A 22393-nucleotide genomic window follows, 5' to 3' on the forward strand; every position below is an offset into this window, starting at 1 on the left:
CAAATAGATCCCTATTAAATTGCTGGAATATTAAGGAACCTGCGGTCGTATTCTGAAAGGAAAGCACAAATAGGAACTCAAACTAGATTCCTATGAAGTTTGGGTGAGAAAGGAGTGAATGCTCCTGCAACATCTACATTCTCAAGGTGTAGGAGGTGCTGCCCCATTCATCTGAAAAAGCTGCGAAACATCGCAGTGGTATTGCTGTGCGGATGCGGAATAGTCCTTATGCTGTATCCGTGGTGGGATCGTTATATGCAAGAGAGACAGAGAAACTCCATGCTGGAGCAATGGAATTCGTTACGAGCGCAGTCACCTGTTCCTGTAACGACAATGCTTCCTTTGCAGCCCTCTTCCTTATCTTATAAAGAGGTAACGAAGCAGGAATCAAGTCCAGAGCAGCCAGAAGAGCCGATCTACATCAATGGATTTGCAGTACGAGGGACTATGGAGATCGACAAGCTTGACCTCAGGGAGCCGATAATAGAAGGCGCTGATCCCGAAGCTTTGAAAACGGGAGTAGGGATTGTTGAATCTGATAGAAGTCCAGGTGTGCCGGGGAATTTTGTTGTCGCAGGACACCGCAGCTGGACCTTTGGCAAACAATTCAGCCGTCTGAATGAGCTGGAATCCGGTGATCGTATTGTAGTTGATACGGCAAAGCATTCATATAAGTATACAGTTACTTCTAAATTTCTTGTTGAACCGGATGACTTATCGGTATTGGAACAAAAAAAGGACCAGGCCGAGGCCGAAATGACTCTAATCACGTGTGAACCTAAATACAATCCAACTCACCGTCTTATTGTAAAGGCTGTTTTGGATAAGGAGACACGGAGTATTGAGTGAGGAGAAATGTAGCAAATGAAAAGGTTTATAAGAGGGCAAGCTTTGGTCTGGGTGCTTCTGATGATAATCAATCTCATTTTGGTACCCATAACGGCAATGGCTGCTGATGGACCTGAGAACGGCATACAAATCGCGATGCGAAGTACGGAATCGGAAATAGCTTCAGGAAAAAGATTCATGCTGGAAATTGATTACAGCTTGTCCAGTACGACACAGCAATACACGAACGCTCAAATCGTCGTCCCGCTCCCAAAGGAACTTAAATTTGATTCCGCTGTGAATGCGAACGATACGGCATATTCGTATGATGCAGCAAGTCACACGGTAACTTTTAAATTTAATAATGCAATCAAAGCAGGCACTACAGGAACGTTACAGCTTAATGTTTATTTTCCAAATTTTGTTACACCTAATGGCACAAAGGCAAATGTACAGAGCAGGTTTGAGAGCAGCCAAGGCTTGCTAATGTCGAACACGGTTCAAGTAACTGCTACGGCATCTGCGGACTGGGAATTCAAGAAAGAAAGAACAAGACCGATTACTGCTTTGAATCCGAAGCCCGGAAGCGAAGTGGAATACAAAATTACGTTTTATAATAAAAACACATCAAATTTCGGCAGACTTGAGCTTCGCAATGTTGTAGTTCAAGATACACTGCCACCAGGCGCTCAATATGTATCGTCGCGTCCAAATGCTAGTGTTGCCGGAAATACGGTGACCTGGAATGAGGGAACGTTTGGGGAGAATATAGGCTACAAGGAATACTGGGTTACAGTGAAATACCCCCTGGATGCGAGTGGCGATGTGACGAATAAGGCAGAAGCAACGTTCAATCCATTAAATCAAGATAAAGTCACATTGAAAGCGGAGAGAAAAGATTCTTTTACGAATGAAGCAGGCAATGGCAGTCCCGGTTTTTTTAAGATGGTGAATGATCGACAAAAGGAGATTTCTCCAGGTCAGTTGGTCAATTTCAATATTTTGAATCTATATAGTACTGCCAATGTGAAGCTGCAAAATTATGTTTTTACCGATATGACGCCTTCGGGGTTGGAGCTTCAGCAAATTACTACTCCTACATTCAATGGAATCTCAACCTATGCGGTCGAATATACGCTTTCAAATAATGCAGATGACCCATGGATGAGTTGGGGAACGGTTCGCGCCGATCAGAGCGTTGTTTTAAAAACAAGTGATGCACCTATCACTGGAGCTTCTGTCAAGGGTATTCGGTTCGTTTTCGGAGAGGTTCCGGTGGACTTTTATCAGAATGGAAATCTCGAGATTCGCTACCGTCTAAACCCAGCCTATGCTGCTCCAGTCGAACCCAATGAGAGCAATAAAATCACTAATTTAGCAAAATTGAATTACAGCTTCGAAGGCGTTAGGAAGGAAGAACAACGCACGGCTTCTATCTATGTTGTTCAGAACCGACCTCTAATCGAAGTGACTAAAAAAGTAATAAACGGTTCAAGCTTCTCGCCTGGTGATACGGTAAAATATCGGATTTCGGTTCGTAATACCGAGTACAGCAGCTCCGATTTCAACAATCCGATCATTGAGGACCTGCTTCCGGCAGAATTGGAGTATGTGGCTGGCAGCGGTGTTGTCGTTAACGATAGCGGTTTGAGTCTTCCTGCACCCAAGTTTGAGCAATCCATTGTGTCAGCTAATGGCCGAACTTTGCTTAAATGGTTGTGGGATGATGGAACTCCAGCTGTTCTTGGGAGTGATAAGAAGATTGAACTAGAGTATGAAGCCAAGATTAAAGCAGGCACAATAGCAAGCTATGTAGATAATGAAGCAGATGTCACCTCAGATAAACACCCTTACTTGAACAGCATCGATTTTGCCAAAATGAAAAAGATGAATGGCAAGTGGTATGTTTATAACAATGGTGCCTTTTACGTGAATTCCGTAGTGAAGGTTGAATCCGTCAAATGGGTCCAAGGGGATCTGGACGGCGATAACTGGACGAAATACCCTGATAAAGCAATAACAACACCTGGTGGAAAAGTTGAATATAAGCTCCAAGTGACCAATGTGGGCAATATTCCTGTAAGAAGCCTGTTAATTGTTGATGCTTTACCGCGAGTAGGGGACAGAGGTGTCGTCGATATTTCGGCTCGTGACAGCAAATGGAGTCCTGTATTGACAAGTAAGTTAAGCACCCAGAGTTACATAACAGTGAACTATACTACAGATACATCCGTAACGATGAGTGGTGGCATCTGGTCTAAGGAGCCTCCGGCTGATATTACCAAGGTTACGGGAATCAAATTGGAATTCTCCGATGATCATGTTATTGCTCCTGGAGCCCAGGAGGAATTGAGATGGGTCTTGCGCGCGCCTGTCAATGCCCCTACAGATGAAGTGGCCTGGAATTCCTTTGGTTATACGGCCAAACGAAGTGATAATGGTAAATCGTTATTAACATCGGAGCCTCTCAAGGTAGGCGTTGTCGTTAAGGAAGACGCTAAGGGAGAAATCGGAGACTATGTATGGCTTGATAACAATGAAGACGGTATTCAAAACGAGCCCAAAGAGCAGGGTGTGAATGGAGTACAGGTCGAACTCTATAATGCATCCGACAAGCTTGTTCAAACGACTATAACGAGCAACGATCATGGTGGTAACCCAGGGTATTACTTGTTCACCAATCTGGATGAAGGCAGCTATAGAGTGAAGTTCATCCGACCAGATGGTTATAGCGGATGGGTTAGAGCGTTCGTCGGAGATAATAGGTCATTAGATTCTGATGCCAATGCAGATGGATGGTCAGAAATCATACGGCTTGCTGCTGGTGACAAGATACATACAATAGATGCCGGATTGACTCCCCCTAAAGCTAAGATTGGCGACAAGGTTTGGATAGACAAGAACGGCGATGGTTTGCAGGATGCTGGTGAACTTGGACTCAATGGAGTCACCGTGAACTTGTATGACAAAAACGGTTACTTGTTAGGCACTACGGTAACCTCTGAAAACGGAGTGTATGAGTTCAATTATTTAACATCTGGGGAGTATGTCGTCGAATTCATTTTGCCTAGTGGATATACGTTTACGAAGAAAGGCGACGGAAGTAAACGGGAAGTGGATTCGGATGCGGATTTAACAGGAAAATCAGGACTTATCTCGTTAGGTCCGGACGAAGTCAATACAACTATTGATGCTGGTTTGCTAGTTCCGAATTCTAGCCTGGGTAACCGTGTCTGGTTAGATGAAAACAAGAACGGTTTGCAGGACGCCGGCGAGTCCGGAATGAATGGAGTCAGTGTCCAGTTATATAGTGAAAATGGTGAATTGCTAAGCAAGACGTCAACGGTGAAGGATGCTGTCTATGGTGACGGTTATTATGAGTTTAATAATCTGTGGGCGGGCAACTACATTGTGCAGTTTTTGCTTCCGGGTAGCTCCTATGAATTCACTAGTCAAGGATCGGATGCTAAGTCCGATACCGATTCCAACGCTAATCCGACGGATGGCAAAACCTCTTTGATTACACTTGGTTTCGGTGAATCGAATCCAACGATCGATGCAGGGCTAAAGCGAGTAACACAGCCGCCTGCAAGAGGAAGTATTGGGGATACGGTTTGGTTGGACAGCAATGGCGATGGCATTCAAAATGACGGAAATACCGGTGTTAATGGTATCGTTGTGAAACTGTTCGACGATGCGGGGATTCTTCAGAGCTCAACAGTGACTGCATCAGTATACAATTCGGTGTACCGATCGGTTTATGCGAGTAACGGTTTCTACCGTTTCGACAATTTGCTCGCAGGTAGCTATGCAGTCAAGTTTGAATTGCCAAACGGTTATGCGTTCTCGGCAAAAGGAGCCGGTGACGACAACACCCTCGATTCGGACGCTAATGCAGACGGAATGACAGATTTAATCTCGCTGGCGCCGGGGCAAATTAACTTGACCGTGGATGCGGGATTGCAGCGGGCAACAGAACCACCTATCAAAGGATCGGTTGGTGATTTTGTCTGGATTGACGATAATGAAGACGGTATACAGAATGATAAAGAATTAGGGCTCAATGATGTCACTGTGAAGCTGTACAATGACAGTGGTCAGCTTCTCAAGTCGACAGTAACGGGAACGGTCTATGGACGAAGCGGATCCTATCTATTTGACGCTCTCCAGCCCGGAATCTACAAAGTTAAAGTAGATCTCCCTGCGGGCTACGACTTTACTTCAAAGGGAGCAGGTGAGAACAAAGCTGCGGATTCAGATGTCTCTGCCGATGGTTTTACCGATACATTCACTCTTGCAGCAGGTGAGAAGAACTTAACCGTGGATGCTGGGTTAAGAAAACAAGCTGTAACTCCTCCTAAAGCGGGTAAAATAGGAGATTTCGTGTGGATCGATTCGAACGGAAATGGTTTACAAGATGCAGGAGAGCCAGGTGTAAATGGCCTCTTCGTGAACTTATACGACGAGTCTGGGCGTCTTCTGACTTCTACTGTTACTGGAACTGTATATGGTCAATCAGGTACCTATTCCTTCGATCATCTCCAGGAAGGTAAGTACTTCGTGAAGTTTGACCTTCCATCCGGCTTAGAGTTCACACGTAAGGGGAATGGTACGGACAGAGCTCTTGATTCCGATGCTAAGGGAGACGGAAGTACAGATGTACTCACGCTTGCTGACGGGCAAACGAACTTAACTGTAGACGCAGGATTGGTTAAAGTCGATGATGGCGGCAATCCTGGTACGGGTCCGGAAAACCCAGACGCAGCAATAGGAGACTATGTATGGCTGGATACGAATGGGGATGGCATACAAAATAACGAAGAGACTGGAATGAATGGGATCATCGTTAGATTGTATTCAGAAACGGGAATTCAGCTTACGTCTACTGTCACAGGAAATGTGTATGACAAACCTGGTTATTATACATTCGGGAACCTCCAGCCGGGCAGGTACGTGGTGAAATTCGATCCTCCAACAGGCTATGAGTTCACACCAAAAGGGAAGGGTACGGACAGTGCAGTTGATTCCGATGCCAAAGGTGATGGAGCAACAGACGTAATCATTCTAGCGGCAGGAGATAGAAACCTTACGATCGATGCTGGATTGCGAATGAAGTCTACCGATCCCGGTCCATCCGATCCAGGCGATTCGGGAGGCAGCTCTCCTAGCGATCCTTCACCTGGGGGCGGTGGTGGTCAGCCGGGGAGCGGCGGTTCTGGTGGTCAGCCTACTGGCAATCAGCCTGATAATAATTCTGGCGGTACACAACCAGGTACTACACATGGAGGAGTACAGCCGCCGGATAAGCAGCCTGACGGTAATAACCCGGATGGCAACCAGCCGGGTAACGAGCTGCCGAGCGAGAAGCCAACTGAGCCAACCAAACAAGAACAAGGGCAGACTCAACCCGATGTTACTCCGACCGATAAGAAAACTCCTGATCAACATAAAGGCGGTAAGCAATTGCCTTTAACCGGAGAATCGTTACCTGCCACACCGTTCGTTGGATTGATGTTGTGTATTGCAGCCGCTTTTCTCTATTACAGAGGGAAGAAAGCCAAGAAATCGAATTGAACACCCTAATGGGTATAGAGATGCGTTTTCAGCTATCAAGATATATTAAACTTAGAGCCGCGCTCAGCGCGGCTTTTTTGTATAGCTCACAGAATTCAAAAAAACCTGCCTAACCACTAACAGTTAGACAGGCTTGAGTTCATTAAAATACTTTTGTAGTCCAGGATTCGCAGTTCCAGATATCTGTAACGACATCACGATAAAACTCAGGTTCGTGAGAGATGAGAAGGATGCTGCCTTTATAGGCTTTGAGAGCACGTTTCAGTTCTTCCTTAGCATCGACATCCAAATGGTTAGTCGGCTCATCGAGTACGAGTAGATTCGTTTCACGATTGATCAGCTTGCACAGGCGTACTTTGGCTTTCTCGCCTCCACTCAGTACGGCAATCTTACTTTCGATATGCTTTGTTGTTAGTCCACATTTGGCCAAGGCCGCACGTACTTCAAATTGAGTAAAGGAAGAGAATTCGTTCCACACTTCCTCAATACAAGTGTTGTAGTTGGCATCCTTCGATTCCTGCTCGAAATAACCGATATTCAAGAGATCACCGAGTTGTACGGAGCCTGAAACAGGCTTAATCTCGCCCAAAATGCTCCGCATCAAGGTCGTTTTACCGATACCGTTGGCACCTACGAGAGCAATCTTTTGCCCGCGTTCCATACGCAGCGTGAGCGGTTTGGATAATGGTGAATCATAACCGATAACCAGGTTCTCGGTTTCGAAGATCATCTTGCCGGATGTTCTCGCTTCCTTGAAGTTGAACTGCGGTTTTGGTTTCTCCTTCGCCAGTTCGATAACATCCATCTTGTCGAGCTTCTTCTGTCTGGACATCGCCATGTTACGAGTGGCAACACTGGCTTTGTTCCGCGCAACGAAATCCTTCAGATCGGCAATTTCCTGCTGTTGGCGTTTGTAAGCAGACTCAAGCTGCTGCTTTTTCATTTCGTAAACCTGTTGGAAATGGTCGTAGTCGCCAACATAGCGGTTCAGCTCTTGGTTTTCCATATGATAGATCAGGTTAATAACACTGTTCAGGAACGGAATGTCATGTGAAATCAGAATGAAGGCATTCTCGTATTCTTGTAGGTAGCGTTTTAACCAATCGATGTGCTGTTCATCGAGATAGTTCGTCGGCTCATCGAGCAGCAAAATATCCGGCTTTTCAAGCAAAAGCTTAGCAAGCAAAACTTTGGTACGTTGTCCACCGCTAAGGTCGTTAACGTCTTTATCCAGCCCAATGTCGGTAAGTCCCAGACCTCGTGCCGTTTCTTCGACCTTGGCATCGATCATGTAAAAGTCTTGATTCGTTAAAGTATCTTGAATCGTTCCTACATCTTCGAGCAGGCGTTCCAGCTCTTCTGGAGAAACCTCGCCCATTCTACCGTACATATCATTCATCTCTTGTTCCATATCGAACAAGTATTGGAAGGCCCCTTTAAGGACATCGCGAATCGTCATTCCTTTGCTCAGTACGGCATGCTGGTCCAAATAACCGACGCGCATCCGTTTGGACCATTCGACTTTCCCGTCGTCCGGCTGAAGCTTCCCAGTAATAATGTTCATGAATGTGGATTTGCCTTCGCCGTTGGCTCCAATTAGCCCGATGTGTTCGCCCTTGAGAAGACGGAAGGAAACATCATTGAAAATAGCGCGATCTCCAAAGCCATGACTTAGTCTTTCTACATTTAATATACTCATGTATGACACCTTTTCTATATAAACTTAATTTCTCGTTATATTATATACGGTATGCAGCAAAGAACTCAATGCGGAAGCTTAAAAACTTACAATCTTTCAATAATTCGAAGTTCAATACCGGTTGCAACTGTGATCTTCGTCACTTACTTTAACCCCCTCCATCCTTATAATCAGGGGTGTAGAAATAATATTAGAGTGGGGGATGACAGTATGGAAACAGTAAAAAATACACAAAATCAATTTGATGGTCTAGGCTTTATTATCATAATTTTCAGCCTTGTTATTCTTTGTCCGCTAGCTTACTTCATAATCAATTATTTGATGGGCAACGAGCACCCTTTCTACGGTTAATAAAAAGGAAACTTCATATAACATACAGCATAGACGACCCGCGCTCAGCGCGGTCCTTTTGTTTCTGGGGCAAAGTTCTCGACCCGTTGGCGGTAAAGCGAAAAGTTCACATACATAACAAAAAGCGGTTTGTTTTGAAATACCTTGTTTATGGTATACTTTGGTCAAACGAAATATTTAATGTTGTCTAGTGAGGGGTAATGACTTTGAAAACAGTTGCTATCATAGGTGGAGGTATTACCGGTCTATCTGCCGCGTACTATCTGACCCAAAAAAATAAAGCAAACAACCTCGATCTTAAAGTCATATTGATCGAAGCTAACCATAAATTAGGCGGGAAAATAAACACCCACCATGAAAGTGAATTTATTATGGAAACCGGAGCGGATTCCATCGTAACCCGAAAGGCAAATGTTGCACCTTTTATAGAAGAATTGAATTTACAAGAGGAAGTCGTATATAACGCGACAGGAATCTCTTTTTTGTATATTGACGGTGAGCTGAAGCGCATTCCCGATGACTGCATTTTTGGAATTCCAATGAGTATTGAATCGTTAGCTAAAAGCAACTTAATATCTGCGGAAGGGAAAGTGGAGGCGCTCAAGGACTTTTATACGAAGAACGAAACCTTCACCAAGAACGATTCCGTAGGGTTGTTTTTAGAGAGTTTTCTAGGTAAGGAAATTGTTGAGAGACAAATATCGCCTGTCTTATCCGGAGTTTATTCCGGCAGGATTAATGACTTAACGATTGCCTCCACAATGCCGTACCTGTTGGACTATAAGAACGAATATGGGAGCATTATCAAGGGGCTTTCAGAGAACAAACAGAAGTTTCAAGGAACAGGCAAGAGCAAATTTCTCTCCTTTAAAAATGGAATGTCTACGTTAATCGATGCGTTAGAGAGCCAGCTCTCTGACGTTGATATTCTAAAAGGTGTTAAAGCAGAAGCCATCGAAAAAGATCAAGAACGGTATCGAATCACTTGTGATGACCAAAATGTCGTAGAGGCAGATTTCGTTGTCCTTAGCACCTTGCACACAACAGCCCAAAAGCTTTTACGTTCCGAAGAACTGAATCAAGATTTCGATCAGTTTAAGAACAGCTCACTAATAAGTGTATATATCGGATTTGATATTCCCGACGAACAGCTCCCGCAGGATGGAACAGGCTTCATTGTAGCTGAAGAAAGCAGCTTGGTCTGCGACGCCTGCACATGGACGAGCAGGAAGTGGGAGCATACCTCCCTAAATAGACATCTATTAGTGAGACTCTTCTATAAGAGCTTGAAGCCTATTTATTCGACACTGCGAAAGCTCTCGGAAGAGGAGCTGTTGGAAGTCGCTTTAAAAGATATTCAAAATAGCCTTGGAATTTCGTCCAAGCCGATAACTTATGAAGTCACCAAATGGCACGAAACGATGCCGAATTATCATATCAAACATAATGAAATTGTTAAATCGTTGGAATCGAAGCTGGAAACGAGTTACCCGAACGTCATTTTGGCCGGATGCTCTTATTATGGAGTAGGGATTCCTGATTGCATTGCAAACGGGGAAGCAACAGCGAATCGGATTGTGGAACGTTTATCGTAACGCGTAATTGAGAAGCAAAGAGGATACCTCCATAGGTATCCTCTTTCTGTTACTTCAAAAGTTCTATAAAGTTTGGCCACTATCTATAGTAATGATTTGTCCTGTCATAGCTTCTTGCTCCAGACTAGCGCATACAAGCTGAGCGATATCTTCTGGAGTTGAAATACGCTGCAGCAAAAGATTTGGAGCTAACCGGTTCATTTGTTCTTCCCTACCAGCCCACCACCTTGTGGCTACCGCACCAGGAACTACACAATTGACTCTAACATAAGGAGCTAATGCACGAGCCAACGATTTCGTAAGTCCATGAACCGCGGCCTTAGAGACTGCATAGGGAAGGGAAGAGCCTAAGCCGGTTTGTCCCGCAATACTGCCAATATTCACTATGGCTCCTTGTTTGTTTTTCAGCATCCATCGGGAAGCGGCCCGAGCACAATAAAACATGCCTTTCACATTGACATCATATAGTTCATCCCATACTTCTTCCGAAGCCGCGTCTAAGTCATCAAATGGAATATGTCGTGTAATGCTGGCATTATTGACAAGTAAATCAATGCCACCCAACTGTTGCGCTATGGTATCGACCATTTCATTGACTTCTTGATCTTGAGACACATCGGCTTTGATAGCAATAGCTTTACCTCCATTTTTGCAAATGTGTTGAACGATGTCCTCAGCATCAGCTTGAGAACGGGAATAATTAACGGCAACGATAGCCCCGCGTTCAGCAAGCTTTATGCTCGCAGCTCTACCAATACCTGTCCCGCCACCTGTTATAAGTGCTACTTTATTGGATATTTTCATCTTAGCCATCTCCTTTGAATCTCTCCTTAACCGTTATTGTATAACTGGATCGTATATTTGTATAATTGAATTAAATGAATCAATTATTCAAAAAAAATGAATTTTAGGTTAGGGAGTATCGATATGGATATGAAAGCCTTGAAGACGTTTCAGATGATCGTGAAGCATGGCAGCTTTAACCGCGCTGCGGAAGAGATGAATTATGTGCAATCGACGGTGACAATGCAAATCCAAAAGCTGGAGTCTGATTTAGGCGTTCAGTTAATAGAGCGTGGTAAAAAAATCCGATTAACAGAGGCAGGAAGACTGTTCTATGAGCAGAGCCTGCAAATTGTTAAAAATATGGAGCAATTACAAATGAGCTTATCCGATTTGCTGCTTGGCGAAGCGGGGAGTATCCGTTTAGGGGTAACGGAACCTACGGGCAGCTATCGTTTGCCTGATACGATCGAAAAATTTATGTCTCAGCACCCGAAAATTCGTATCTCAGTGGACTTTGCCAGCACACCGGCACTTAGTGAAAGACTTCTTAAAGGGGAGCTTGATCTAGCTCTTTGCTCGTCGCCTGACCTTGGCTCGGAGCTTTATTTTGAACCATTATTTAAAGAATCGTTTGTCTTACTAATGCCGAAGGATCATCCTTTAGCACAAAAAGCGGTTATAACTCCCGAGGATATCCAAGAGTATCGTCTTCTCATTACAGCTGCAACTTGTCCTTATCGTAAAAAACTGGAGATGGTGCTGCAGGAATCAGGATGCTTGCCCATTGATACAATGGAGATTGGTAGTATGACCGCTCTACAGTATTATGTCGAAAGAGGGATTGGTATTGCGCTAGTACCTAAGATTGCTTTGAATCCGGCACCTGAAGGTACAACCGTTAGATCAATGAGTGGTAGTCTTATCGACATGACTTTTGGGATTCTTACCAAAGCTCCCCAGGATCCCATGACATCGGCTAGCTATAAGCTGTATCATTTTCTCAAGAGTGAGTTGAACGCATGAATCGTAAGTATTTCCATTAGAAAGAAAAATATGGTATTGTAAATGAGAACTGGCGTTCCGTGAAAAACTGCGGGAAGGATGTTGAAACTAGGTAAAGTGTGAGAATGGAGTGATTGGAAGAATGACCACTGAGCGTTATATCGAAATAGATGAAGTGGTTTCTTATATTCACAAAAATCTTTATGAACCCCTTCCGTTATCTCATTTAGCTGCATATGCAGGGTATAGCCCGTATCATTTTACCCGTATTTTTAAAGAGAAAGTAGGTCTCTCCCCACTGTATTATGCGTCTTCCTTACGCTTACAAAAAGCAAAGGATCTATTGCTTCACTCTAATATGTGTGTACGTGATATAGGATTGGAGATCGGCCAGCAAAGCTTGGGAACCTTCACAACCCGATTCACCGAACGAGTAGGGGTAACGCCTTCAGAATTTCGCAACTCCGCTATCACGGCAGATCATCATTTACAAGCACTGCAGAGACTCCGTCACTGGCGAAAGGATCACCCGATACCGAGCCCATATGGAACGATACAAGGCTCTATTCAAGCGACAGTGCCCTTTGAGGGAGTGGTTCTGGTTGGATTATTTGCCAAGCCAATTCCTGAAGGTTTGCCGCTTTATGGAACACTGGTCCCGTCAACAGGCGAATTCTGTTTTACGAATGTCACACCGGGGGTCTATTATCTCATGGCAACTTCGGTTTCATGGGAAATGAGTGCCATCGATTTTCTTCTGCCTCATTCAACATTACGCACTCGATCGAAGAAACCTATCATAGTAAGACCCAATGCAGAAATTCCTTATCAACATGTGATGCTGCATGCCGCTCGGCAAGACGATCCCCCCATATTGATTTCTCTGCCCCTGCTGATGAATAATTTTCTTAATAGAGTAGTCAAATAGGAATTATGATGAAACATAGCAATTCATAAGAATTCGTCTTAAAAGTCTCGTGTTACAATAGGCGTCAGTTGGAAGATTAAGCTGCATCGAATAAGGTTCATTGTGACAGAATGGAGGCTTCGAATCGCTACAGGTGGAATTTCAAGGGAACGGCTATAACGTATGCATGTTATGCAAAAATAATAATAAGGTGGGAATTACATGGCAGCAACAGCAGATAAAATTTTTGTTAATTTACCGGTTAAAGATTTGAATAAATCGATCGATTTTTTTACTGAGATCGGATTTGAATTTAATGCTCAATTTACGGATCATAATGCAACCTGCATGGTCGTAAGCGAGAATATATTTGTCATGCTCTTAGTGGAAGATTTCTTCCAATCATTCAGTAATAAACAAATTTCAGATACTTCGACAAGTGCAGAAGTTATTGTAGCCTTGTCAGCTAATAGTAAGGAAAGTGTAGATGAGATCGTAAACAAAGCTATAGCGGCTGGGGGAAAGAAATTAAACGATCCAGTTGATCATGTGTTTATGTATAGTTGGAGCTTTCAGGATATAGATGGTCATCTATGGGAATTCATTTATATGGATGAAAATGCAGTTCAAAAATAGTACAATGGCATCATAAGAAGTCACACAAAGGAGATAGTGGACAGTTATGTGCCGTAATATTAAGACACTCTTTAATTTCGAACCTCCGGCTACCGAAGATGAAGTTGAAGCGGCATCGCTTCAATTCGTTAGAAAGCTGTCCGGATTTACAGCACCATCCAAGGTGAACGAGGAAGCATTTAACCTTGCTGTTCAAGAAGTCGCTGTTGTCGCACGCAACCTGCTGGATTCTCTTGTAACCAATGCCGAGCCGCGCAATCGTGAGGTAGAAATCGAACGAGCTCGTGCAAGATCCGCGAAGAGGTTCGGGACATCGGATTAAAGTTGATTCATAATAAGGGAGATAGATCTTTCGTATCTATCTCTCTTATTATGTTTCAAAGGAAGACTCGGTCGAAAGGAGTGTATTGTATGTTAGATCTTGCAATGTATGGCATAGTCTTATTTTTAATTATTGGTGTAGGCGCACGTTTTGCTGTGTCACCGAAATCATCTGCGTCTTCTTTAAGATTACAATGGATGGGTTATACAGTCCTACTCATGTCAATACTGCTCATTGCTTTTGCGATCCTCCATTACATGTCTGAAGCAGCACATGGCCATGGGCATTAGATCATTGAATTCGGAAAGAGGTTATTGGTTTGCATTTACTGGCTAAAGAAACGAGTATGTTTAATGAAATTAGCGTTTATGAAACTACACAGCTATACGGGAAGATTGGAAAATATCGTTACCTGCAGTTTTCAGATCATGCCATTCAGGGCGCTATGGATATGAAAAAACCAAGCCGTATCCTACTGGAATACCCGAGAGCAATCATACACTTAATGGAGATTAACAATAACTCATTTAATAAGGTATTTATGATCGGCCATGGAATCGGAACCATTGCAGGTAATTATCCTGAAAAGCTGTTTACCATAGCAGAAATGGATAACCAGGTTGTAGAGCTTAGCAAGCGTTATTTTGGATATCCATACGATAATGTAATTATCGGAGATGGGAGGCATACCCTTAGCATTCAACCAGCAAACGCGTTGGATTATGTCGTACTTGATGCATTTACTCCAAAAGGAACTCCGATTCATTTAGTGACTAAGGATTTTTTCATCATGGTTATGTCGAAGCTGACTTCACAAGGCATGGTTATCTTAAATTTAACGGGTACAATAAAAAACGACAGGCTTATCAACGCCGTACATACGACCCTTAAAGAAACAGTCTCTGTAGTTCTAGCTTTTGCACTCCCAGGGGGAGATGAAACCGATGTTAGGAATATTATTCTTATCGGGAGCAATAGAACAGTCGAATTCAGGCAGTACGATATGGCAGGATTTCAAGAGATCGAGTTAGGGGAAGGCCATGTTATCTGGGATCGTGTGAACACATAAATAACATCACTTAATAAAACGGTTAGGTTTGAGACATGTTAATAAAATATTGGATTTTCTGAAGAAAGGAGGAGGGGTGGAATGAATCGGATTCTCGTCGGATTGATTTGCATGACTTTATTGGCCGTAAATCCAATGTATAAAGTTCATGCTGGAATGGATCAACCGGAGAGTAGAGCAACAAATAAACAAATAGCCATCGTGATTGATGATCTAGGCAACGATATGGAAGGAACCGAAGAAATCTTAAATATGCCGATCCCGCTTACGGTTGCTGTCATGCCTTTTCTACCTACGACCAAACAAGACGCGGAGCGTGCCCATCAAGTGGGGCATGAAGTATTGGTTCATTTGCCGATGGAACCATTAAAGGCGAATAATGAAGCATTGGGACCTGGCGTTATTACGACAAGGCTCTCTGAGAAAGAAATACGTAAAAGGGTTCTTGAGGCTATTGATGATGTCCCCTATGCAGTCGGGATTAACAATCATATGGGTTCAAAGGCAACAGCTGATAGTCGAGTCATGAACATAATTTTACAAATATGCAAGGAGAGAGGCTTGTTTTTTCTCGATAGCAAAACCAATTATTGGAGCGTTGTAGGTGATATTGGAAAGCAGCTCGGTGTCCCGGTACTGGAAAATAAGCTTTTTCTGGATGACCGTTCAAGTAAATCCCATATATCTAAGCAGCTAAAGGCCATTCGTGATTATTTGAAGCATCAAGATCAATGCATTGCAATTGGACATGTTGGGCGGCCGGGTAAGAACACAGCCTCCGTTCTGAAAGCATCCATTCCAGATATGACGAAGGAAGCGGAGTTCGTACCGGTATCCAAGCTCTTGAAAAATCTTACACCGCAGATAATACAATGAAGGACACAAAAAATAGACCACCGATGGAATGAATCCATTGATGGTCTATTTTTTGACTGTTCCCGTTGACTGCAAGGAGGAGGTCCTCACTAATATCTTATGCGGTGTAGGGACCCCTCATTACAATTAAAACATCCTCTTCCTGTGCAATGGTCAATGAGAAAGTCGTGAACATGCACATACATATCTCAGCCATTTGTTGAAAATTATATAGGAGTAGCATTTCTATGGCAAAATGGATGGGAGGCACTGTACATGCACAGACGTTTCTTTGCAGCTACACTTATCGTTTTTATAGCTTCCTTGCTATTTGCTCATCATTCCTTGGCGACAAAGGATTCCTTAAAAACAGTGGTCAGCATCATCGTAAAATCAGTGCCGGACTCCGTAATAGAAAGCAGATTGGATCTCACCAGCTCCGATATGGTCCAAGCCTTTAAAAAAGGGCGTTATGAGGAAGGAGCTTCATCTGCAGCGCCTACGGATACGTTTATTATTTTGAGAACAACCCCGGAGAAGCATTTTCGATACGAAGCTTCCGGAACTTTATGGGATGAAGAACTCGGGAAGCGATTTGTTCTTCCGGCAAAAGCAGCAGAAGCGATGCGTAGTTATGCCGCAGTGCTGCGAGGGCGGCACTATGGCAAATTGATTGCGTGGAATAACGCACAGCATGTATTCCCTAGAAAAAGTATTTTCTCCATTACAGATATGGTAACCGGCCTTACCTTTCGAGTTCAACGAAGAGCTGGGAGCGCCCATGCAGATGTTCAACCAATAACAAAAAAAGATACGGCCATTATGAAGCAAATTTACAGTGATGGATGGAGCTGGAAACGAAAAGCGGTTTGGGTTCACTCTGGCAATGAATGGGTAGCTGCGTCCATGAACGGAATGCCTCATGGAGGCGATGGTATTCCGGATAATGATTTCTCAGGGCATTTTTGCGTCCATTTTCTTGACAGTACGACGCATCGTTCCGATCATCCTGACCTCGCTCATCAACTTATGATCCATAAATCAGCAGGAGAGCTGCGTTCGTATATGGCTGCGGCGTCCCCGCGTATATTAGCAGAAAGCTTTATTGAGGGGTTAGATCATCAGGATATGCACATTATAGATCTTACATCCGAGGGTGTGAGTCGAGAAACACGGGACCTTGTGCTTCAGGAGATGAAGGATCTAAGCTCCATTCAAGTACATAAGGAACAGCAGTCGCGAAAAAAAGCATTAACAAAAAATGATACTGCTCCAGAAGCTTTAAATGCTGATATTCGATTGATGGTTACCTTGCAAAAGAAAGGTCTTCAAAAACAAAACAGAGCTTTTTTATTTACTTTCCGACGAGAGACCATTCAATCACCTTGGCAGATGAGTGACATTAAGTTAGATGATCTAAAGAAACCGAAAACGAAGGCTGATGAGAAGGTTAAGAGCAAAAAGCGAGCTCGATAAAGTATTCTGTCAATATAAAACCACGATGCGGGAGTTCAAGCACCGTGGTTTTTAACATGCACTTATACTCTTTTGACTCTGAAAAACTTGGTTAACAGCCAAGGACCTTCCGGAAATCCTAAGGTTAATTGCCATGCTCCCAGTCCTTCTAATAAATACTCGCGGATTAAAAGCATTTTCTCGCTGATGCTTCTTGAATCCTCAAACCAGACGACATGCCTTAGTCCATTCTCATCGACATATTCAAAAAATGGTGATTTATACTGCTGTGAATATTGAATAGGTACTTGATACCTCATGGCAAGATCCACTGCATTTTGGTTCGAGAGCGCTTGAGCAACGGAACCTGGCTGATAAGGAACAATCCAGTTATATCCATAGAAAGGGAGGCCGATTAACAGCTTATCCCTGCGTACATATTGAAGCGCATAATCGATAGTCCGTCTAACTTCATTGATAGGCGCTACTGGACCGGCTTCGCTGGTACCATGATGCCAATCATACGTCATGATAAACATCAAATCGACTACGGAGCCGATTGCCCCGTAATCATAGCCCAACAGCCAAGGGATATCATCGCTTGTTTTGGCTGGAACTGCGATGGTCAACCAGTAGCCTTCCGGTTGGAGCCGTTCCTTCAGTCTGCGCAAAAATCCGGAAAATAAGTCTCTGTCCTCAGCCGAAACTCTCTCGAAATCAATATTGACTCCTGCATACCCTTTCGTCGAGACGATAGTATATATATTTTCAATAAGAGTGTTTCTAGCATCAGGGTTGTTCAATACCTGGTGAGTAAGATCGGTGCTGAATCCCGTTTGAGTTAGATTCGTAATGGTAGCAAGAGGGTTGACACGTCGGCTCCAAGCCGTTTGAATTGCTGCTGTATCATCTAGAACATTTAAAGAGCCATCCGCTGAGAAATGAAATTCAAATAGCGAGATGAAGGTGGCATATGGAGCGAAGTCATTCACTAAAGCACGGTCCAGTTCGGGACTTCTCAGTGCATAGTAGCCTAATGTAGTAATATAAAAATCTGAAATATTAGGGATTGTAATTTTCATGCCAGGATACAAGGCGTTAGGACGAATGGAGGGGTTGGCATTGATTAAAGCCTGAAGAGGGACATAGGCCATTTGGGCAATGGTATAAATACTGTCCCCAGGCTGGACTTTGTAAATACTGAGCGGAATTAGGAGCGCTTGCCCTGGGACTATGTTGATTCTGACTAAACCGTTAGCAAGTCTAATCCGATCTATTGGGATGTCGTACTTCACGCTTATGGTGTACAAGGAATCACCTGGTTGGACGATGTAGATGAACAAGGATCTTGCCTCCTTTAATGAGTAAACTGATGATCTAGTCTATTCCTGTGCGTTTTTAAATATTTATACATCCTTCGTTCACATAGTAAAAAGCCCATCGCTCGATAGGAGGCGACAGGCAAAGGGGTGCGTTTAATATAAATTTTTATACCGCATAACTCTTTTGTACATCGTTTTATCCTTCAATGCTCGAAATATTTTGGTGTCTGGTTTGGTATTAACCTCCAGTATCCATGGCCTCATTTTACTGTCAATAGCGATATCAGCTCCGAATGCTTTTCTACTGCGATAAATACGCTCAAGTACTATGCATGCCTGTTTGCCGATCTGCTCCATCTTATGGATATATTCGGTTCTTCGGGTGCCTTTAAGATGGGGAGAAAGAAGGGTCTCAACGGGCAATGGTGTACCGCCGCTGTGATAATTGGTTACGATTCTACCCTGTTTAGCTAATCGACCGATTATTCCCGTAACCTCCAGTTGGCGGCTTTTATTCTTCTGCACCATGACTCTTATATCGAAGGGGCGTTTATTATATTTCAGCAGCTCGATGCCTTTCTGTGCGACGTATTTGTATTTGACAAACCATCTGTGGTGAAGGTTGTATAGTGCATCAAGAGAGTTGTACTGCTTCCTGACGGTACCGCTTATTAGAATATATTTGTTACCTATTTTCGTTAATTTATATATGCCCTGACCTCCGGCTCCTTCATCTGGTTTCAAGAAGATCGTGCGATACGATCTCAGCATGGAGCTGATATTAGCTTTGGTGGCAAGTCTTGTATCGGGTAGATAGGAGCGAATGGAGTTGCTTTTATTCATGAAATTATATTTGTGCAGCTTTCCAAATTTGAACTTCTCTTTATTGAAAAATCCCATCCTATCGGCCTCCTAGTTGTTCGCTGTAGTACTATATGCGTATAGGTGTATGCATGGAACAGGCTATAGACGGTATTCAGGGGAAATTTAAGAAGGAGCTTGTTTATATAAGCCGAACAGAGGGCTAGATAACCCGAATCAAGATGAAGAAAACAACATTTTCCAGGATCAGCTTAGCTGCTTAGGTTCCAGAATAAGGAACCCTACGCAGGCAATACTAAGGCGAAGGAACGGGAACTTGTGGAAAGGGGGACTAACTTGCTATTAGCCAGGTTTCAATTACGACAAGCTTTTTGGTTATTCGTGTGCAGCAGATTTATTCTCAATCTTGTATCTAATCCATTCTTTAATGAGTTACATAATAGGCAGGATATAATCCCTTCTTTGTTACTTGGCATCCTAATTCAACTGTTGTATGTTATCGTATTTATCGTTCTGTGGAAGCAGTTTCCCGATGTGACGCTTATTGAATATTGCAAGTCCATACTCGGACGGTGGCCAGGAAATGTGGTGGGCTTACTGTATATAGTTTATTTTGTTATTCAGGCGTGCTTTACTGTAAGGGTCTTTGGAGAATTTCTGAAGACGAGATTTCTAATCCAGACTCCGATAGAAGTAATTGGTATAGGCATTATGGTCATCGTGGTGTATGCAATTTACATGGGATTAGAGGTTTTAGCGCGCCTCGCAGATATCCTCGTTCCATTTATTTTTGGGGGAATGCTGCTTCTTGCTATTTTTGCTTTCTCAGAAGCGGATTGGTCCAATGTTAAGCCCACTTTTGAAACCGATTTGATTACGATGATTAAAACAATGGTCCCAACGGCAACGCGGTGGAGTGAGCTTGCCTGGCTTGCCATGCTCTATCCATTCATTGAACAAAAAAAAGAGATTAAACTGGCAATATTCGGTGGGATTATTTTTGTTAATGCTTTTTTCTTCATTATCAATGTTACGGTCGTAGGTATTTTCGGTCAGGAAATGGTGTCCTCGTTAAAATTTCCGACACTTGAAATGGTCGAAAGCATCTCTATAGGAAGCTTTCTAGAACGTATAGATGCTCTCGTACTTGGACTCTGGGTGTTCGGTGCTTTTCTAAAGATCGGCATGTACTATTATGTTGTCGTTTTAGGCATCTCTCAATGGGTGGGTTTAAGAAAGGAAAAGGTCGTAATCATACCTCTTGGGATGATTATCTTGCTCTTCTCGCTGCTGATGTTCTCCAATATCGTTGAGTTGAGTAATTTTAGCAAAATCATTGTTCCGGTCGATTTCATATTTACTTTCGTTTTACCGCTTCTATTGTTAGTTATCCATTTAGTGAAATATAAGGTTAGAAGTGTGCAGCAAATATAAGGTTTGTCTCAGAGTTGTCCTGTTCCATGCTCAACGGCATGGCAGGACTTTTTTGATGATAATGGTTTTGATCTATTATGGCAGGAAATACCATGGAGAGAATAGAAATAGTTCATGAAGAAAAAGCATAGAAGACCTGTGAAGTATGTTTACAGGGAGGGTAGTATGGAAACGAATTTACAAACTAACATTTAATGGAAAAGGACTCAAGTCGAAAGGCAATGGACCTCAAAGGAGTCGACTCCATAAGGGATAGGAGCAGGATAATGGCATTGCAAAATAATAATAGTCGTGCAGTTACACATAAAGCTAGAAGGTCAAAGTCAAAGCTGATATGGTTGAGCGTTTTTGTTGTTTCAGCCGCGGGAGCTGTTCTGTATTCATTATGGAACGGGCAAAGTATTCCTTTTGCGATGCTGCAAAATTCAATGAATCAAGCCCAACCCGAAGCGCCTAAATATAAAGAGGCACTCGAATTCGCAATGACCGATTTTGATCATGGTTGGATTCGATACGCGGATCAGATTATGGTAACCTCTGATGGCGGAGTATCATGGACCACATCAGATACAGTGCCTACGGCCGTTGAGCCGACTAGCTTGGGGAACGGGGAACTGCGTTTCCTTCAAGCACCAAAGACAATCTCCATAGTAAACTATCAATCCAAAGAGTATTCAGTTAAGCAGTCACAGTTTATGACGGACCATATAGGCTGGGCTATTGTCAATGATAATGGGGAAGCGGGCAGCAGGCTCTTATCGACAACGGATGGAGGAACTACCTGGCAGACCGATGTCACAGGAGCAGTAAGACAAGCTTTAGAGGATGAGAAGCTCTTACTCCAGCGGAGAAATGAAGAGTCTGCATTCTATGCTTCTCTTGATCAGACTAAGCTTGCTTTACAGTCAGAATGGCTGTTAATCCCCAATACCGTGAACCAAGGCGATGTGGTTCTTGTACGTCATGATAAACCGGACAAGCTGGAATGGCAGGGCAAATCCTATACCTTACAGCCGTTCGGCGCTGGTTATTTCACCTATTTACCTGTAGGTACCAATGTGCCGCCAGGAGATTATCCGATAGGGAATAAAACATTGAAAGTAGTTAGTGCAAGCTTTCCTAAACAATATCTCCAAGTCTCTGAGCAGCTGGAAAGCATGAGACAGGATACGAAACGGATAGAAGCCGATCAAGTAAAGATCGATGCGGCAAGAAGCCAATCCGAGCCCCAATTTTTATTTCAATCTACTTTCTTGAAACCGATTGAAGGGATATTGACAACCCCATATGGCCATATGCGATACGTTAACGGCAAACTTAGCGGCTCTCATCTGGCGCTTGACCTCGCTGCAAAGCAAGGGACACCCATAAAAGCGACTAATGATGGGATCGTTGCACTTGCGGACAATTTATATTTAACGGGTAACTCGATTTACCTCGACCATGGAATGGGCTTATTTTCTCAATATGCTCATATGTCCGAATTACGAGTGAAAACGGGGGACCGAGTAAAGCGAGGGGACATTATCGGGCTCGTCGGAACGACGGGATTTTCAACAGGTCCTCATTTACATTTTACGTTCTGGGCGAATAATGTGCCTGTGAATCCCAATCTGTTTTTTGAGAAGACACCGTTTCAATGGCTGGAAAAGTCGACAACTAATTCGTGACGGAATAAAAACAATAATGCGGGCATCTGTTTATAGATAGCCTGCTTTTTTGTGTGAAAATCTTCG

17 protein-coding genes are annotated in these 22393 nt (G+C 43.3%); 13 read left to right on the forward strand and 4 right to left on the reverse strand.

The features are described from left to right. Positions 1-255: 255 nt before the first annotated feature. Positions 256-849, forward strand: coding sequence for a class D sortase (locus tag BP97_RS0132335; protein WP_051621109.1), 594 nt, complete (start codon positions 256-258; stop codon positions 847-849). Between the two features lie 15 nt (positions 850-864). Further along, positions 865-6402 carry an SdrD B-like domain-containing protein gene (locus BP97_RS0132340; protein WP_028552775.1) on the forward strand — a complete coding sequence of 1846 codons (5538 nt, stop codon included), beginning with the start codon at positions 865-867 and terminating at the stop codon, positions 6400-6402. A 142-nt stretch (positions 6403-6544) separates the two neighbouring features. Here the strand turns inward: BP97_RS0132340 and BP97_RS0132345 are convergent, their stop codons facing one another. After that, entirely contained in the window at positions 6545-8101 is a 1557-nt protein-coding gene (locus tag BP97_RS0132345) for an ABC-F family ATP-binding cassette domain-containing protein (RefSeq protein WP_028552776.1), read from the reverse strand. Between the two features lie 210 nt (positions 8102-8311). Between BP97_RS0132345 and BP97_RS40510 the strand changes: the two genes are divergently transcribed. After that, entirely contained in the window at positions 8312-8452 is a 141-nt protein-coding gene (locus BP97_RS40510; protein ID WP_156043467.1) for a hypothetical protein, read from the forward strand. A gap of 206 nt (positions 8453-8658) precedes the next feature. Then, positions 8659-10047 carry a protoporphyrinogen oxidase gene (locus BP97_RS0132355; RefSeq protein WP_028552777.1) on the forward strand — a complete coding sequence of 463 codons (1389 nt, stop codon included), beginning with the start codon at positions 8659-8661 and terminating at the stop codon, positions 10045-10047. A 63-nt stretch (positions 10048-10110) separates the two neighbouring features. Here the strand turns inward: BP97_RS0132355 and BP97_RS0132360 are convergent, their stop codons facing one another. Further along, positions 10111-10851 (reverse strand): SDR family NAD(P)-dependent oxidoreductase, encoded by a 741-nt coding sequence (locus BP97_RS0132360; RefSeq protein ID WP_028552778.1) that lies wholly within the window; start codon positions 10849-10851, stop codon positions 10111-10113. A 123-nt stretch (positions 10852-10974) separates the two neighbouring features. Between BP97_RS0132360 and BP97_RS0132365 the strand changes: the two genes are divergently transcribed. The 7 genes from BP97_RS0132365 to BP97_RS39285 all read left to right on the forward strand — a co-directional run bounded on the left by BP97_RS0132365 (position 10975) and on the right by BP97_RS39285 (position 17100). Further along, positions 10975-11856, forward strand: coding sequence for a LysR family transcriptional regulator (locus BP97_RS0132365; protein WP_028552779.1), 882 nt, complete (start codon positions 10975-10977; stop codon positions 11854-11856). Between the two features lie 121 nt (positions 11857-11977). Further along, positions 11978-12763, forward strand: coding sequence for a helix-turn-helix transcriptional regulator (locus BP97_RS0132370; protein WP_028552780.1), 786 nt, complete (start codon positions 11978-11980; stop codon positions 12761-12763). Positions 12764-12964: 201 nt separating this feature from the next. Next, positions 12965-13378: a VOC family protein gene (locus tag BP97_RS0132375; RefSeq protein WP_028552781.1), complete on the forward strand. Its 414-nt coding sequence runs from the start codon at positions 12965-12967 to the stop codon at positions 13376-13378. Between the two features lie 46 nt (positions 13379-13424). Then, a complete protein-coding gene (locus tag BP97_RS0132380) occupies positions 13425-13700 on the forward strand; it encodes a DUF2277 domain-containing protein (protein ID WP_028552782.1) in 276 nt (91 codons plus the stop codon). A 319-nt stretch (positions 13701-14019) separates the two neighbouring features. Then, the gene (locus BP97_RS0132390) at positions 14020-14769 is read left to right on the forward strand and encodes a spermidine synthase (protein WP_028552784.1); all 750 of its coding nucleotides are present in this window, start codon (positions 14020-14022) and stop codon (positions 14767-14769) included. An 81-nt stretch (positions 14770-14850) separates the two neighbouring features. Further along, positions 14851-15645: a divergent polysaccharide deacetylase family protein gene (locus tag BP97_RS0132395; RefSeq protein ID WP_028552785.1), complete on the forward strand. Its 795-nt coding sequence runs from the start codon at positions 14851-14853 to the stop codon at positions 15643-15645. A gap of 255 nt (positions 15646-15900) precedes the next feature. After that, positions 15901-17100, forward strand: a complete 1200-nt coding sequence (locus BP97_RS39285) for a hypothetical protein (protein WP_051621111.1) — start codon at positions 15901-15903, stop codon at positions 17098-17100. Between the two features lie 62 nt (positions 17101-17162). On the opposite strand, the gene BP97_RS0132405 is transcribed toward BP97_RS39285, so the two are convergent. Together BP97_RS0132405 and BP97_RS0132410 are read right to left on the reverse strand one after the other, a co-directional pair. Continuing rightward, on the reverse strand, positions 17163-18422 hold the full coding sequence (locus BP97_RS0132405; protein WP_028552786.1) for a glycoside hydrolase family 18 protein: 1260 nt from the start codon (positions 18420-18422) through the stop codon (positions 17163-17165). Positions 18423-18554: 132 nt separating this feature from the next. After that, complete coding sequence (locus BP97_RS0132410) at positions 18555-19301, reverse strand: YheC/YheD family protein (protein WP_051621113.1); 747 nt, start codon at positions 19299-19301, stop codon at positions 18555-18557. 240 nt (positions 19302-19541) lie between these two features. Between BP97_RS0132410 and BP97_RS0132415 the strand changes: the two genes are divergently transcribed. Both BP97_RS0132415 and BP97_RS0132420 read left to right on the forward strand, forming a co-directional pair. Next, the gene (locus tag BP97_RS0132415; RefSeq protein WP_269321939.1) at positions 19542-20657 is read left to right on the forward strand and encodes a GerAB/ArcD/ProY family transporter; all 1116 of its coding nucleotides are present in this window, start codon (positions 19542-19544) and stop codon (positions 20655-20657) included. A gap of 266 nt (positions 20658-20923) precedes the next feature. Then, positions 20924-22327, forward strand: coding sequence for a M23 family metallopeptidase (locus BP97_RS0132420; protein WP_051621115.1), 1404 nt, complete (start codon positions 20924-20926; stop codon positions 22325-22327). Positions 22328-22393 lie beyond the last annotated feature (66 nt).

The sequence above is a fragment of the Paenibacillus sp. UNC451MF genome (genome assembly GCF_000686845.1).
GTDB lineage: Bacteria > Bacillota > Bacilli > Paenibacillales > NBRC-103111 > Paenibacillus_S.

What these genes read in the sequence shown, in the direction of transcription:
- BP97_RS40510 (WP_156043467.1), top strand. Translation starts at nt 8,312, where the DNA reads ATGGAAACAGTAAAAAATACACAAAATCAATTTGATGGTCTAGGCTTT.
- BP97_RS0132360 (WP_028552778.1), bottom strand. Translation starts at nt 10,851, where the DNA reads ATGAAAATATCCAATAAAGTAGCACTTATAACAGGTGGCGGGACAGGT.
- BP97_RS0132335 (WP_051621109.1), top strand. Translation starts at nt 256, where the DNA reads ATGCAAGAGAGACAGAGAAACTCCATGCTGGAGCAATGGAATTCGTTA.
- BP97_RS0132395 (WP_028552785.1), top strand. Translation starts at nt 14,851, where the DNA reads ATGAATCGGATTCTCGTCGGATTGATTTGCATGACTTTATTGGCCGTA.
- BP97_RS0132375 (WP_028552781.1), top strand. Translation starts at nt 12,965, where the DNA reads ATGGCAGCAACAGCAGATAAAATTTTTGTTAATTTACCGGTTAAAGAT.
- BP97_RS0132370 (WP_028552780.1), top strand. Translation starts at nt 11,978, where the DNA reads ATGACCACTGAGCGTTATATCGAAATAGATGAAGTGGTTTCTTATATT.
- BP97_RS0132365 (WP_028552779.1), top strand. Translation starts at nt 10,975, where the DNA reads ATGGATATGAAAGCCTTGAAGACGTTTCAGATGATCGTGAAGCATGGC.
- BP97_RS0132340 (WP_028552775.1), top strand. Translation starts at nt 865, where the DNA reads ATGAAAAGGTTTATAAGAGGGCAAGCTTTGGTCTGGGTGCTTCTGATG.
- BP97_RS0132345 (WP_028552776.1), bottom strand. Translation starts at nt 8,101, where the DNA reads ATGAGTATATTAAATGTAGAAAGACTAAGTCATGGCTTTGGAGATCGC.
- BP97_RS39285 (WP_051621111.1), top strand. Translation starts at nt 15,901, where the DNA reads ATGCACAGACGTTTCTTTGCAGCTACACTTATCGTTTTTATAGCTTCC.
- BP97_RS0132380 (WP_028552782.1), top strand. Translation starts at nt 13,425, where the DNA reads ATGTGCCGTAATATTAAGACACTCTTTAATTTCGAACCTCCGGCTACC.
- BP97_RS0132420 (WP_051621115.1), top strand. Translation starts at nt 20,924, where the DNA reads ATGGCATTGCAAAATAATAATAGTCGTGCAGTTACACATAAAGCTAGA.
- BP97_RS0132410 (WP_051621113.1), bottom strand. Translation starts at nt 19,301, where the DNA reads ATGGGATTTTTCAATAAAGAGAAGTTCAAATTTGGAAAGCTGCACAAA.